Raw genomic sequence first — 14740 nt, forward strand, 5'->3', positions numbered from 1 at the left:
TTTATTCGCAGCCAGTCCGCGCTTCCTCCGAATGAACTCCCACTCCCGTCGCCTCCGCTACTTCCTGTCCGGGCAAAACTTCTCCGACGGCGTGCGCACCACGGTGGCCATTTTGCTGCCGGCGCTGCTGCTGGCCCAGTGGGGGCACTTCGACCTGGGCCTCACCGTGTCGACCGGGGCCGTGTGCGTGAGCGTGACCGACACGCCCGGCCCCGCCGCCCACCGCCGCAACGGCATGCTGGCCGCCCTGGCCGTGGTGGTGCTCACGGCCCTGCTCACCAGCCTGGCGGCCACCAGCGTGTGGCTGCTGGGGCTCGAAATCGGGGTGCTGAGCTTTTTGTGCACCATGTTTCTGGTGTGGGGCGCGCGGGCCGGGGCCGTGGGCACGGCGGGCCTGCTCAACGTGGTGCTGCTGCTGGCCCACCCGCCGGCCCTCCGCGAGGTGCTGCCGCACGTGGGCCTGCTGGCGCTGGGCGGGCTGTGGTACGCCGGCCTGGCCATGGTGGCCTACCAGGTGCTGCCCTACCGCCCGGCCCAGCAGGCGCTGGGCGAGTGCATTCACGCCCTGGCCCGCTTTCTGGAGCTGAAGGCCAAGTTCTATTCCCCCGAAACGGCCCTTGATGAGGACTACCGCGAGCTGGTGGCCCAGCAGGTGGTGGTGAATGAAAAGCAGGAAGCCGCGCGCGACTTCCTCTTCCGCACCCGCCAGATAGTGAACGAAACCACCAGCACCGGCCGCCGCCTGGTGCTCACCTTCGTCGAAACCGTCGATTTGTACGAGCGCATCACGGCCGGGTACTACGACTACGGCACGGTGCGGGCCACCTTCGGCAAGAGCGGCGTGCTGCCCGACATTGCCGCCCTCATCCGCCACATTGCCACCGAGCTCGACCACCTCGGCGTGGCCATCCAGACCAGCCGCCGCTACGCCGGCCCGGGCTCCGACCTCAGCCAGGAGTGGGGGCGCCTGCAGGCCCGCATCAGCGCCCTCGACGCCGACGGCGAGGGCCACACGCGGGTGCTGAAGAAAATCCTGGTGAACCTGCGCGACATCATCCGGCGCGTGGGCAACATTCGCCGCTACTTCGACGAAAGCCTCGCGGCCACCGACGCGCCCGCCCCCAGCCGCGCCGCCGAGCACGCCCGGTTTGTGGCCCACCAGGAAATCGAGCGGCAGGCCTTCAGCCAAAACCTCACCCTGAAATCGAGCGTGTTCCGCCACTCGGTGCGCATGACGCTGGCCTGCCTGGCGGCTTTTGTGCTGGCCGAAAGCCTCTGGCACGGCCAGCACAATTACTGGATTTTGATGACCGTGACCATCATGCTCAAGCCCGGCTTCAGCCTCACGCGCCAGCGCAACCAGGAGCGCATCATCGGCACGCTGGTGGGCGGGGCGCTGGGCGGGGCCATCCTGTGGGCGCTGCCCTGGACGGAGGCCCGGTTTGGGGTGCTGGTGGTGTTCATGGTGCTGGCCTACAGCTTCCAGCGCACCGTGTACCTGGCCACGGTCGTCTTCCTCACGGCCTACCTGCTCATCATGTTCAGCTTTTTGGGCTTCAATTACATTGGCGTGGCCGAGGAGCGCATCACCGACACGCTCATGGGCTGCGCCATTGCGTTTTCGGCCGGGTACTTTCTGTTTCCCAGCTGGGAGTCGGAGCAGCTCACCGACTACATGGCCGCCGCCCTGCGCGCCAACTTGGCGTATCTGCGCCAGCTGGCCAACCGCCTCGCCGGCCGCCCCTTGCCGCCCAACGAGTACCGCCTGCTGCGCAAGGACGTGTACGTGAGCGGCGCCAACCTCGCGGCCGCCTTCCAGCGCATGCTCACCGAGCCCAAAAGCAAGCAGCACCGCCCCACCGAAACCCACGAATTTGTGGTGCTGAACCACATTTTGTCTTCCAACATCGCCGCCCTCACCGCCACCCTGCGCGAGGCCGCGCCCGCCGTGCCGCCCTTTGCCGCCGAAAGCCGCCGGGCCCTCACCAGCGCCCTGGCCGCCCTGCAAAAAAGCCTTGCCCGCATGGCGCCCGCCACCACTGCTCCCGCCCCCGAAGTAGGCCTGGGCACTGCCGAAGCGGACGCCGCCGACGATAAAACGCTGCTGGAGCAGCTCAGCTTCCTGCAAAAAGTGAGCACCGACATCAGCAAGATTTCCGAGGTGCTGGTGGAGCAAAAGCAGGCCCGGCTTGTAGCGCCGAGCGCGGCCGAGGCCTGACGAACCGCTTTCGCGGCGCAACCCCTCAGAACGGCAGCTGCACCACCACGCGGGTGCCGGTTGCGTTCGGCGTTTCGATGCGCACGCTGCCGCCCAGGTAGGCGGCGCGGGTGCGCACCCCGCGCAGGCCAATGCCGGTGGCCGGCGTGTCTTCGCCGCGGGCAAAGCCGCGGCCGTCGTCTTCCACACACAGCTCGAGGTGGGTGGGGTGGCAGCGCAGCTGCACCTGCACGTGGCGGGCCTGGGCGTGGCGCACGGCGTTATTCACCAGCTCGGCCACGATGCGGAAAGCGGCCGACTGCACCGCCTGGGGCAGGGCGTCGAGGCCGGGGTCGAGGCGGGTGTCCACGTGGGGCGGGCCGTTGAGGTTGAAGGCGTCGCACAGGGCCCCGATGGAATTGTGCAGGCGGTTTGTGCCCGGCTCCATGGGCAGCAGCGAGTGGCTGAGCTGGCGCACCTGGCTATAAAGCTGACCCAGAATTTCTTCGGTGAGCAGGCCGATGGTGGCCGCGTTGGGGGCGGCGGCCAGCGCGTCGCGCACGGCGTGGCTTTGCCAGGCCATGTGCAGGGCGGCCAGGTTGGGGCCCAGGGCGTCGTGCAACTCGCGGGCCAGTTGCTCGCGCTCGGCATCCTGCGCGGCAATGAGGCGCCCGCCTTCCTCGTTGCGCTGCTGCAGCTGCCGGATGCGCAGCTGCGCATTCTGGCGCAGCGTGTAGCGAAAGCGGCCCGTGAGCAGGGCGCTCAGCACCAGCAGCTCGGCAAACAGGCCCCAGGCCAGGGTGTTGGGGTAGATGGGGTTGAAACTGCTCAGCCCCAGGTGGTTCAGCCAAAACACCGCGTACCCCACAAAAAAGCAGCAATACGTGAGCGAGTAGTACGCCGCCAGGCGCCGCCGGTGCCGCGACAACAAGGCCGCAATGAGCGTCACCCAGCCGTAGCCGAACACCAGCAGCATCAGCACCTCGCGGCCGTAGTTGAGGCCTTCCACCAGCGGCAGGCTGTGGCGCACGGCCCACGGAAATACCGCCGCGTAGGCCGCCACCAGCCCCACCGCGGCCCCGGCCAGCCACACGCCGGCGCGGTACAGCTTCGCCGCCTTCGGCAGCCGCAAAAACAGCTGCATGATGCGAATGCCCGCTGCGCCGGCCAGTATCAGGAAGTTGTATTGGCCCACCGACCAGAGCAGGCGGTAGAGCGGGCCGGGCAGCAGCAGGGCGTCGAGGCCGTCTTCCATTATCAGAAACAGCGCCACGGCCGCCACGTAGGCCACGTACCAGAGGTAGATGCGGTCGCGCAGAAACGCAAACAGCACCAGGCTGAACACCGCGCTGCTCAGGTAAAAGCCCAGCAGCCACACCCAGTGCCGCTCAAACGGGAAGCCCATTTCCCAGGCCAGAAAATGCTCGGCCGTTTCGATATAGGTGGGCAGGTACACGCCGCCCGTGTGCACATCGGCGCGCAGGTAGAGCACGGCCGCTTCGCCGGGGCCCAGCTCAAACGGAAAGCTCAGCGAGCGGGCCGGGAACTGCCGCTCGGCCGCCGGTGCCCACGAGCTGGCGGCGCCCAGGCGCGTGAAGCGCGTGTCGCCCGGCCGCCGGATGTAGAGGGCCGCGCTGTCGGTGAAGTTGAAGATGCTCCACAGGAAGCGCAGGCGCCGGGCCTCGGTGTTGCGCACCGGCAGGCGCAGCCACACGCGGCGGTGCAGTAGGCCCAGGTTCAGGGTTTTGTGCCAGGGGCCGGCGCGGAAGCGGCCGGCGCGGTACTGGGCTTCGGCCCGCTCGGGGTCGGGCGCGAGGCCGAAGGGCTCGGTGTAGTAGCGGTAGGCTTCGGAGAGGTGCGCGCCTTTGGGGTCTTTCAGCAGCAGGGTGTCGCGCAGGCGGTGCGGCGGGTTGTCGGCCGCCCGGGCAGACCCGGCCGTTCCGGCCCACAAGCCCAGCATCAGCACCGCGAAGTAGCAAAACCGCATAGGCAATAAACGAAAACCGCTAGCACCAGAGCCGACAAATAACTATAGGTTTATCTGCATTTCATCTGGTTTCGCCCTAAAATTCTCCAAAAAACCAACCGGGGTGCTGCGGCCACCACTGGCCACCACAACACCCCGGCATCGAACACGAAGCCTGTCAACTATTTCGCCGCCGTGCCGTCGGGCTTGAACGTGCGGCCCAGCCAGTCGAAAAACACGCGCTGCCAGAGCACGGCGTTCTGCGGCTTCAGCACCCAGTGGCCCGCTTTTGCTTTGCTAAAGGCTGATGCGCAACCGCTCGTTCTGAAACACTGCAAAACGGCCCGGCAATTCTTCTGCGTGCTGCTCCAGAATCAGGCGCACCACAGTGGCCCGCTCAGGCCCGGTGGCTTCTTCCAGGCGCAGCAGTAATACGCCGTGGTGGGGGCGCATCTCCTTGAAAATTAAGTCGCCAAAGTCCTTGTCCATGGTGACGACGATGGCCGTTTTTCGAGCGGCCAGGGCCAATACCTCCACGTCGGGCATGTGCGGGTTCAGGTCGCGCACGGCGGTGGTTTCGTGCCCCAGCTCCCGCAGCAGCTTCTCTACGCTAGTGCCCACGCCGGCATCGATTACAAACCGCACGGATTAGGCGCTGAGGCGGTATACCCGCTGCTCGTCCACCACGTTGGCGGCGTAGAGCAACACGCTTTGAAAGTCTTCCGGCTCCAGCTCAGGATATTCCTGCATGAGTTCGGCAGGGCTTTGGCCGGCCGCCATGGCCTTGAGTAGTTGCTGGACCGATATGCGGAGGCCGCGCACAGTGGGCTTACCGGTGAGCACACGCGGGTCGACGGTGATGCGGGCGAGGAGCGAATCAGCGGTTTGCATACAGGCAAGATACGCAGAAGCGCCCGTCGGGAAGCCCAGCGGGCGCTTTTTAGGTGACCAGGACCCGGCTTACTTCGCCGCCTTGCCACCATCCGGCTTGAGCGTGCGGCCCAGCCAGTCGAAAAACACGCGCTGCCAGAGCACGGCGTTCTGCGGCTTCAGCACCCAGTGGCCCTCGTTGGGCAGGTAGAGGAAGCGGCTGGGAATGCCCCGCATCTGGGCCGAGCCGAAGGCTTCCATGCCTTGGCTTTCGGGCACACGGAAGTCTTTGCCGCCGTGAATGACGAGGATGGGCGCGTCCCACTTGCCCACGAAGTTGATGGGGTTGAACTCGGTGTAGGAGCGGTGCTGGGGCACGTTCCAGGGCGCGCCGCCGAGGTCGTGGTTCACAAAAAACATCTCCTCGGTGGTGGTGTAAAAGCTGTTCAGGTCGAACATGCCGTCGTGCGAGATGAAGGTCTTGAAGCGGCCCTCGTGGTGGCCGGCCAGGAAGTACACCGAGTAGCCGCCGTAGCTGGCGCCCACGCAGCCGCGCCGGTCCTTGTCCACGTAAGGCTCTTCCGAAATCTTATCAATCGCCGAGAGATAGTCCCGAATGGGCTGCCCGCCGAAATCACCCGAAATGGCGTCGTTCCACTCGCGCCCGAAGCCGGGCAGGCCGCGCCGGTTGGGCGCCACCACAATGTAGCCGTTGGCCGCCATCAGCTGGAAATTCCAGCGGTAGCTCTGGCTCTGGGTGATGGGGCTTTGCGGGCCGCCCTGGCAGTAGAGCAGGGTGGGGTACTTCTTGGCGGGGTCGAAATCGGGCGGGTAAATCACGAACACCTGCATCTGCTTGTTGTCGGTGGTAGTCACGCGGCGGTCTTCTACCTTGCCCAATTTGATGCCGGCCAATTCTTCTTTGTTGATGGCGGTGAGGGGCGTTTCCTTGCCGGTTTTCAGGTCGAGCCGCACGATGTCAGCGAAGGCCGACAGCGTGGTACGGTTGGCCACGGCCTGGTCTTTGCCCACCAATTCAAACGAGTTGTAGTTCTGCGCGCCGGTGGTGAGCTGCTTGATTTTGCCGCCCTTGCTCGGCACTGAATACAGCTGTTCGGTGCCGGCCACCACGGCCATGAAGTAGATGGTTTTGCCGTCGGCGCTCCAGCGCATGTTGCCGGCGCTCAGCTCCGAGCCTTTGGTGACGTCGACGCGCTTCTTCGTGGCGAAATCGTACACCACAATGCCGTTGCGGTCGCTCTCGAAGCCGGGCGTGGCCATGCTCAGCCAGGCCACCTGCCGGCCGTCGGGCGCGAAGGCGGGCTCGGTGTCGTAGCCGCCCAGGCCTTCGCTCAGGTTCACGGTCTGGGCGTTGTGAATGTCGTAGAGGTAGATGTCGGAGTTGGTGCTCACGGCCTCGGCCTTGCCGGTAAGCTTGCGGCTGGTGTAGGCAATTTTATAACCGTCGGGCGAGAAAGCCAGCTGCTCGGCGCCGCCGTCGGGCAGCAGCGGCGCGTCGAATTTCTCGCCGGGCATCAGGTCTTTGCCGTAGCCTTCGGGCCGGCCGTCGGCATTCAGCGGCTGGAAGAACACGTGGCTGGCCAGGTGGTCGTCCCACACGTTCCAGTGGCGGTAGTTGAGGTCGTCGATGATTTTGGCGTCGGCCTTGGGCAGGTCCGGAAACAGGTCCAGCGTGGTGGGCGTCACCTTCACGTCCTGCGTGTAGAGAATGAAATTGGCCTTGGGCGCGTATTTCAGATTGCTCAGGCCCTGGTCGGGGAAATCGCTGAGCTTGGTTTTGCCGCTGCCGTCGGCGTTCATCACATACAGCTGGTCGGTCCCGCTTTCGCCCGAAATGAACGTGAGCTTGCCGTCGGGCCGCCAGTTCAGGGTGTTTTCCGAGCCGGGCGTGTCGGTGAGCTTACGGGGCACGCCGCCGGCCACGGGCACGGTCCAGATGTCGGCGTTGCCCTTGTTCTCGGCCAAGTTGTACTTGGTGACGGTGTAGGCCACGGTTTTGCCATCGGCCGACACCTGCATTTCGCCCAGGCGGCCGAGCTGCCAGAGCTTTTCGGGGGTGAGGACGGCGATGGGGGTTTGGGCAGACGCGGCCAGCGGGAGCAACGCCAAACCCACAGTGAGGAGCTTGTTCATGCCCGAAAAATACACAACATCCCGGCCCGCACCGGCCAAAAAAGAAGCCCCGCCAACCGAGTTGGAGGGGCTTCTTTCTGTGGGTGACAGCCACTTGCCAGCGCATAAGCGCAAGTAAGAATCATTTACTGTCCTTTTTACGGCCCGAGCCGCCGGGTTGTTTCCCGCCGCCGTCGTTTTTGTTCACCGTGGCCCAGGCGCGGGCTTCGGCTTCGTCTTTGGGCACGCCGCGCTTCTCGTAGCCTTCTTCGATGTGCTCGGCCTGGCGCTTCTGCTTGTCGGTGTATTTCGACTTATCTCCCTGGGGCATGGCAATAAGTAGGTATAAGGTGGAAAGGAACGGGTGCGGGGCGCCGCACCACGCATTTTTTTACGCGCAGGGCGGGGGAGGAGTTAGGTTGAGCTTACTATCTTCGTGCCCGGCTCCCGGCCTTTTTTCGTTGTTTATGCGCCACGTTGCCGACATTCCGCACCCCGCCGTCAAAATCACCCTGCTGGCCTGGAACGGCAAGTTTCTGCTGAAATTGGAGCAGGGCAACCTGGAGCAAACCTACAAAGTGGCCGAGCTCGACCTGCTGACCGGCACCGACGCCGAAGCCCGCGAGCTGCTCGACGACGAATTTCTGGCCGCCGCCATTGCCCGCTTTCAGGCCATGCGCGCCGACCTGCAGGCCGCCTTCGACCGCCACGAGCTGCGCTAACTCCGACGCCACACACGCCCTTTTCTCATGCAAAAAGTCTATTTCCTCCTGCTGTTGCTGGCCGGCTGGCTGGCCCCGGCCCTGGCCTCGGCCCAACTCTACGACGTGCGCCCCGGCGAAGTGAACTACAACAAAAAGCCCCGCCCGGCCCTCAAGGTGCAGGTAGACGGCAAAGCCACCGACGTGCGCGAGTTCTTCCAGGACTGGATGAAGAGCAGCTACAACGTGAAATTTAAAACCGGCGGCGTGCTGGGCATGGGCAAGAGCGACGTGCTGATGGCCAAGCAAACGCCGGCCAGCACCATTTCGGGCAAGCTCGTGGACCTGTACGCCACCGTCATTGCGCCGTCCGACTCGGTGTCGGAAGTCTCCTTGTTTGGCGGGTTCGACGACAACACTTTCTTCGACCCCGACAAAACCGCCACCGAATACAACGCCCTGCGCGCCATCGCGCAGAACTTTGCCGGCGCCGCCCGCCTCAAGGCCTACCGCGACATGATTGCCGAAGCCGAGAAGAAGCTGAAGGCCGTGGAAAAGGAAAAGGAGCGCCTCGAAAAAGAGCAGGCCTACCTCAAAACCAACACCGAGGCCAACCTGGCCCGCATTGAGGAACTGAAGAAAAAGAACGCCGAAAACCTGCTGCAATCGCGCGCCGACTCGGCGGCGCAAACCAAAAACCGGGTGCTGCTCGACGAGAGCCGCCTGCGCCTGCAGCGCCGCCGCGACCGCCTCTCCGCGCTCGACCGCAAAAACTAGCCCCGCCGCCGGCCGTATTCAGGTTCATGGACAACCCCTCTTCGCCCCTCGACACGCTGCGCCAGCTCAAGGAAATGCTCGACGCCGGGGCCCTCACGCCCACCGAGTTCGAAGCGCTGAAGCAGCGGCTGGTGTTTCAGGAGGCCGCCCCGGCCAGTGGGCCCCCGGCTCCGCCGGCCGTGCCGCCCGTGGCGCCCCCGGCCACGAGCAGCCCGTTGCCTCCGGCACATTCTGCAACGCCGCCGGCCGAGCCGGTGCAGCCGCAGTTTTACCCGCTTGCCTCCGATGCCGCCGAGCCGGAACCGGAATTTGTGCCGCCCGTGGTGCGCCGCGCTTTCGAGGCCGAAACACCACCGGTAGCGCCTCCAGCCGCTTTTGTGCCCGAGCCCATGCCCGACCCCGAAATGAATTCCGCCTACGTAGCCGACGAATTTCCTGAGGCGCAGGTGCCCTCCGCCAAAAGCCCGCTGGCCTTGATTCTGTCAATTGGCGGCCTGCTGGCGCTGCTGTCGCTGGTGCTGTACCTGTCGTTGAACCGTCGGCCTTCCGAGCGCATTTCCAGCACCAGCCTCACGCCCGCCGATACGCTGGCCGCGCCCATCGAAACCGGCCCGCAGGCCGCGGAGCTGCCCGCCACCGCCGCCCCCGAAACCATTCGGGTGGCCCCGGCCAACCCCGCGCCGGCCATTCAGCCCCGCCCCGCCCCGGCCGTGCGCGACTCTGTGGCGGCCCCCGTCACGGCGCCCACCGATTCGTCGGATGCGCCGTAGCCTTTGGCTTATGAGTTGATTTATGGCGGCTTGGCTCAACGTGCGAGCCGAAAGGTCGTATGAGAAGCCTTGGCTTTTGAAGGCCGGGGTTTCTTTTTTCCTTTCCAATTCAACCGCTTCTTTCATGACGTTTTCCCGCTTCTATCCGCTTGGCTTTTCGGCGGCGTTGGCGGCTGCTGTGCTGAGCAGCTGCTCTTCGCCTTCCACCAACTCGGACACGGCCGCCGCCGGCGCGGCCGCCGACACCACCGCCACCGGCAGCACGGCTGCGCCGGCCAATTCCCCGCTGCAAGTGGTGGCCGAGTTCAACGACCCGCAAATGGTGGGCGTGGCCGTGGCGCCCGGCGGGCAGGTATTTGCCTGCTTTCCGCGCTGGGACTGGAACCCGTCCTACCCCATTGCCAAAGTGGGGGCCAACAACACCCTCACGCCGTACCCCAACGCCAGCTGGTGCATGTGGAACGACTCCGTAAAATCGGAGCCGCTCAAGCACTGGATTTGCCCGCAAAGCGTGTTTGCCGATAAATCGGGCATGGTGTGGGTGCTCGACCCGGCCTCGCCCGGGCTGAAATTCACGGTGCCCGGCGGCCCCAAGCTCGTCAAAACCGACCCCAAAACCGGCCAAGTGCTGCTCACCATTCCCTTCCCCGAAGCGGTGGCCCCGCGCAAGTCCTACCTCAACGACGTGCGCATCGACCTGCAAAACAATTACGCCTACATCACCGAGTCGGGCCTCGGCGCTTTGGTTGTGGTCGACCTGAAAACGCTGAAATCGCGCCGCCTGCTCGATAAGCACCCTTCTACCAAAGCCGTGAAGGGCCTGGTCATCAAGGCCGAAGGCCACCCCATGATTGACCTGCAGGGCAAGCCCGCCCAGTTCAACGCCGACGGTATTGCCCTGAGCACCGACAATGCCTACCTCTACTATTGCCCCCTCACCGGCCACACGCTCTACCGCATCAAAACCGCCGCCCTGCGCGACCCGGCCCTCACCGAAGCTCAACTAGGCCAGCAGGTCGAAACCGTGGGCGAGATTCCCGGTACCGATGGCCTGGAAATCGACGCGGCCAACAACGTCTACCTCACCTCCTTCGAGCAAAGCGCGCTCCTGCGCCGCACCCCGGCTGGCAAAATCGAAACCCTTGTAAAAGACTCGCGCCTGCAGTGGCCCGATACCTACAGCTTCACCGCCGACGGCACGCTGTACGTCACCAACTCCGGCATCCACAAGACGCCGAACTGGAACAAGGGCGTGGGCCAGCCCCGCCAGCCGTTTCGCATCTTCAAAATGGCCCTGCCTAAGTAAAGATTCAGCCTCAAACAGCCTCCTCTACAACCAGAAAGCCCCGCCATTGCTGGCGGGGCTTTCTGCTATAAGCATGCGAATAAAATAGGATAAAACTAGCTGCACTTACTGCAAGGCCACTTTTTGAATCTTCACGCCCTTGGTAAAAATGTCGAGGTTCTCGCTCGGGTGCGCCAGGATGTCCATGCAGTGGCGGTGGCGCCGGTTCATGGTATCATGAATGGTATAAACGCCGTCGAGTTCGGGCGAGATGCCGCGCACCCGCACCTTATCACCAAAGTCGAACTTGCCGCCCCAGGGCTTGAGCAAATCCCGGGAAAGCGCCATCCAGCGTTTTTTGGTCCCGTAGTGGCGCTTGATGTGGGAGTTATCGGCGGTGATGAACGGCTCGTTGTCCGTCTGGCTAGGCACGGCCTCGTAGATGGTGGCCGTCACCGTGTAGGTGAGGCTGCGGGGCACCAGCGCTTTGGCTTTTTTGGCCTTCACAGTGGCCGTGTGGCGGGCCATGCCGCGCGTGGAGAGGAAGGCCTTCATGCCCGTGGCCGTGGCGGCGGGCGCCGAATTGACCGAATTAAAAAGCGGCGCTGCAAGCGTCGCAACTGCTAGAAATACATCTATAAATAACCGTGCATTATACATTTATCCAGGGTTCGTTCAACCGCCTGTTAAGCCCGGCGGAATGGGCAAAACCCTTGCTTTTTGGGCAAGGGCGAAAAAGGTTAACGTTGAACACGTTGGATAAGTTTGCTAAAAATAAATTATCCAATTGCTAACGGCCTTGGAAGTAGCTGTCGGCCCATACATAGCAAAAAGTTTATAGAAGAAGCGGCTTCCGAGCCCCGTGAAATGCCTGTTTGTGAAACGAAATTCTCTGGCGCACTCAGACGTCGCCGGCGCCCACCCGTATCCGTTGGTTACGCCAAGCCCGCGAAAATCTATAAATTGCCCTTCGCCCATTCTGTAAGCATAGCACTACGTTTGAATGAATATGCTTGACTGTTAGGTTTATTTGTAAACCCGAATTCAGGTTTTTGGCTCTGTATTAGGCCTGTTACTTTTGCTGAGCTTTACCTAAGCTCCTTCTCTCATGGACGCATACTCGTATATCGCCAACGCCGACGCCGCGGCTATCGAAACCCTCTATCAGGCTTACCAGCAAAACCCGGAATCGGTTGATTACGGCTGGCGCAAGTTTTTTGAAGGGTTTGATTTCTCGCAGCAGTTTCCGGAAGGCGCCCCCGTGGTGCCCGGCAGCAGCACCACGAATGGCAACGGCGCCGCAGGCCCCAAGGCCGCCGCGCCGGCTGCCCCGCAGCCAGCCGACTACGGCGTGCTCCAAACGGCGGCTTCTACCAACAACGCGCCCGGCATCAGCAGTGGCGAAGCGGCCTCCGATAAGGAAACGGCCGTGCGCAACCTCATCCACGCCTATCGTAGCCGCGGCCACCTGCGCGCCAAAACCAACCCGGTGCGCGAGCGCAAAGACCGCAGGCCCCGCCTCGACCTGAGTGACTTCGGCCTGGGCGAAGCCGACATGGACACCGTGTTCAAAAACGGCGAAGGCTTGGGTCTGGGCCCGCAGGCCAAGCTGCGCGACATCGTGGCAGCGCTGGAGAAGATTTACACTGGCGCCATCGGCTTCGAGTACATGTACATCCGCGACCCGCAGGTGCTGGACTGGTTCCGCGAGAAAGTGGAGAAGGACTCGCTGGCTTTCAACCCCGGCGTGGAGTACAAGAAGCGCATCCTGAAGAAGCTGAACGAAGCCGTTGTTTTCGAGAACTTTCTGCATACCAAGTTTCTGGGGCAGAAGCGTTTCTCGCTGGAAGGTGGCGAAACGACTATTCCCGCGCTGGATGCCATCATCGGCAAGGGCGCGGAGCTGGGCGTGAAGGAAGTGATGATTGGCATGGCCCACCGCGGCCGCCTCAACGTGCTGGCCAACATCATGGGCAAGACCTATGAGCAGATTTTCTCGGAGTTCGAAGGCACCGCGGTACCTGACCTTACCATGGGCGACGGCGACGTGAAGTACCACATGGGCTACTCGTCCGAAGTGGAAGCCAGCGGTGGCCAGAAAGTGAACCTGAAGCTGGCCCCCAACCCCTCGCACCTCGAGGCGGTAAACCCGGTGGTGGAAGGCTTCGTGCGCGCCAAAATCGAGCACCAGTATGGCGGCGACTACCACCAGATTCTGCCCATCCTCATTCACGGCGACGCCGCGCTGGCCGGCCAGGGCATTGGCTACGAGGTGACGCAGATGTCGCAGCTGGAAGGTTACAAGACGGGCGGCACCATTCACTTCGTGATTAACAACCAGGTAGGTTTTACCACCGACTTTGAGGACGCCCGCTCGTCGATTTACTCGACGGATTTGGCTAAAATCATTGATGCGCCGGTGGTGCACGTGAACGGCGACAACCCCGAAGCGGTGGTGTTTGCCGTGCAGCTGGCCACCGAGTACCGCCAGCAGTTCCACGCCGACATCTTTATTGACATGGTGTGCTACCGCCGCCACGGCCACAACGAGTCAGACGAGCCCAAGTTCACGCAGCCCACGCTCTACAACCTCATCTCGAAGCACCAGAACCCGCGCGAGGTGTACAACGCCATGCTGGTGCAGCGCGGCGACGTGGACGCTGAGCTGGCCAACCAGATGGACCGCGAGTTCCGCGACACGCTGCAGGCCCGCCTCGACATGGTGAAGCAGCAGCCGCTGCCGTATAAGTATCAGGCGTTGGAAAACGAGTGGCGCAGCCTGCGCCGCTCCACGCCGGAGGATTTCGACCAGTCGCCCGAAACCGGCATCAGCGAAGACGTGGTGCAGAAAGTGGCCAAGGCCCTGACCACGATTCCGGAAGGCTTCAAGCCCATCAAGCAGATTGACAACCTGCTGAAAGAGCGCCGCAAGATGTTCTACGAAACCCGCGTGCTGAACTGGGCCGCTGGCGAACTACTAGCCTACGGCTCGCTGATGAGCGAGAAACACATTGTGCGCGTGAGCGGCCAGGACGTGCAGCGCGGCACGTTCTCGCACCGCCACGCGGTGCTGCACGACGCCGAAACCTCGGCGCCCTATAACTCGCTCAACTTCATGGAGGGCGAGCACGAGCAGCTAAGCATCTACAACTCGCTGCTGAGCGAGTACGCGGTGCTGGGCTTCGAATTTGGCTACGCCATGGCCAACCCCACGGCGCTGGTGATTTGGGAAGCCCAATTCGGCGACTTCGCCAACGGCGCCCAGACCATGATTGACCAGTTTGTGGTGAGCTCCGAGAGCAAGTGGCAGCGCATGAACGGCGTGGTGATGCAGCTGCCCCACGGCTACGAAGGCCAGGGCCCCGAGCACTCCAACGCCCGCCCCGAGCGGTTCTTGCAACTCGCGGCCGAGTATAACATTATAGTGGCCAACATGACCACGCCGGCCAACTTCTTCCACGCCCTGCGCCGCCAGCTCACTTGGAGCTTCCGCAAGCCGCTGGTGGTGATGTCGCCGAAGTCGATGCTGCGCCACCCGCTGTGCGTGTCGCCGGTGGAAGAGTTCACCAGCGGCGGTTTCCGCGAAGTGCTCGGCGACACCTTTGCCGAAGCCAAGAAGGTGAAGCGCGTGCTGCTGTGCTCGGGCAAGGTCTACTTCGACCTGCTGGAAGAGCAGCGCGCCTCCAATCGCACCGACGTGGCCATTGTGCGCCTCGAGCAGCTGCACCCCTTCCCCAAAAAGCAGCTCGACGCCGAGCTGGCCAAGTACCCCAAGGCCAAGCTGTACTGGGTGCAGGAAGAGCCCGAAAACATGGGCTACTGGAACTACATGCTGCGCTTCCTGCGCCGCGAGCTGGAAGACGTGGTGGCGCGCAAACCCTCGGCCTCGCCGGCCACGGGCTACAACAAAATCCACGTGAAGGAGCAAAAGGACTTGGTAGCCCGCGCCTTCGACAAGCCCAAAGAAGCCGTGGCCGACGCCAACATCAAGGAAACGGCAGAAAAGGCCAAAGCCACTGACTGATAATCCTGCCCGACTTC

Annotated in this window: 12 protein-coding genes; 6 read left to right on the forward strand and 6 right to left on the reverse strand. The window is 63.4% G+C overall.

Going from position 1 to position 14740, the window contains the following annotated elements; all coding sequences use genetic code 11:
- The first annotated feature begins 31 nt into the window (after positions 1-31).
- Positions 32-2218: an FUSC family membrane protein gene (locus tag JAO73_RS06405; protein ID WP_198976269.1), complete on the forward strand. Its 2187-nt coding sequence runs from the start codon at positions 32-34 to the stop codon at positions 2216-2218.
- Positions 2219-2243: 25 nt separating this feature from the next.
- Here JAO73_RS06405 and JAO73_RS06410 read toward each other — a convergent pair whose 3' ends face one another.
- From JAO73_RS06410 to JAO73_RS06430, 5 genes are all read right to left on the reverse strand, one after another.
- The gene (locus JAO73_RS06410) at positions 2244-4184 is read right to left on the reverse strand and encodes a sensor histidine kinase (RefSeq protein ID WP_198976270.1); all 1941 of its coding nucleotides are present in this window, start codon (positions 4182-4184) and stop codon (positions 2244-2246) included.
- Between the two features lie 276 nt (positions 4185-4460).
- A complete protein-coding gene (locus JAO73_RS06415; RefSeq protein WP_198976271.1) occupies positions 4461-4808 on the reverse strand; it encodes a DUF5615 family PIN-like protein in 348 nt (115 codons plus the stop codon).
- 3 nt (positions 4809-4811) lie between these two features.
- Positions 4812-5054: a DUF433 domain-containing protein gene (locus JAO73_RS06420; protein WP_198976272.1), complete on the reverse strand. Its 243-nt coding sequence runs from the start codon at positions 5052-5054 to the stop codon at positions 4812-4814.
- A 69-nt stretch (positions 5055-5123) separates the two neighbouring features.
- On the reverse strand, positions 5124-7187 hold the full coding sequence (locus tag JAO73_RS06425; RefSeq protein WP_198976273.1) for a S9 family peptidase: 2064 nt from the start codon (positions 7185-7187) through the stop codon (positions 5124-5126).
- 121 nt (positions 7188-7308) lie between these two features.
- A complete protein-coding gene (locus JAO73_RS06430) occupies positions 7309-7497 on the reverse strand; it encodes a hypothetical protein (protein WP_190925864.1) in 189 nt (62 codons plus the stop codon).
- 136 nt (positions 7498-7633) lie between these two features.
- Here JAO73_RS06430 and JAO73_RS06435 point away from each other — a divergent pair, with 136 nt between their 5' ends.
- From JAO73_RS06435 to JAO73_RS06450, 4 genes are all read left to right on the forward strand, one after another.
- On the forward strand, positions 7634-7888 hold the full coding sequence (locus JAO73_RS06435; protein WP_168672096.1) for a hypothetical protein: 255 nt from the start codon (positions 7634-7636) through the stop codon (positions 7886-7888).
- A gap of 27 nt (positions 7889-7915) precedes the next feature.
- A complete protein-coding gene (locus tag JAO73_RS06440) occupies positions 7916-8644 on the forward strand; it encodes a hypothetical protein (RefSeq protein ID WP_190925866.1) in 729 nt (242 codons plus the stop codon).
- 26 nt (positions 8645-8670) lie between these two features.
- Positions 8671-9414 (forward strand): SHOCT domain-containing protein, encoded by a 744-nt coding sequence (locus JAO73_RS06445; protein WP_198976274.1) that lies wholly within the window; start codon positions 8671-8673, stop codon positions 9412-9414.
- A gap of 124 nt (positions 9415-9538) precedes the next feature.
- Positions 9539-10720 (forward strand): SMP-30/gluconolactonase/LRE family protein, encoded by a 1182-nt coding sequence (locus tag JAO73_RS06450; RefSeq protein WP_198976275.1) that lies wholly within the window; start codon positions 9539-9541, stop codon positions 10718-10720.
- 105 nt (positions 10721-10825) lie between these two features.
- On the opposite strand, the gene JAO73_RS06455 is transcribed toward JAO73_RS06450, so the two are convergent.
- Positions 10826-11254: an RlpA-like double-psi beta-barrel domain-containing protein gene (locus JAO73_RS06455; RefSeq protein WP_190925873.1), complete on the reverse strand. Its 429-nt coding sequence runs from the start codon at positions 11252-11254 to the stop codon at positions 10826-10828.
- 553 nt (positions 11255-11807) lie between these two features.
- On the opposite strand from JAO73_RS06455, the gene JAO73_RS06460 reads away from it, so the two are divergent.
- Complete coding sequence (locus JAO73_RS06460) at positions 11808-14723, forward strand: 2-oxoglutarate dehydrogenase E1 component (RefSeq protein WP_198976276.1); 2916 nt, start codon at positions 11808-11810, stop codon at positions 14721-14723.
- Positions 14724-14740: the final 17 nt, after the last annotated feature.

This window comes from Hymenobacter miniatus, assembly GCF_016427455.1.
GTDB classification, from domain to species: domain Bacteria; phylum Bacteroidota; class Bacteroidia; order Cytophagales; family Hymenobacteraceae; genus Hymenobacter; species Hymenobacter armeniacus.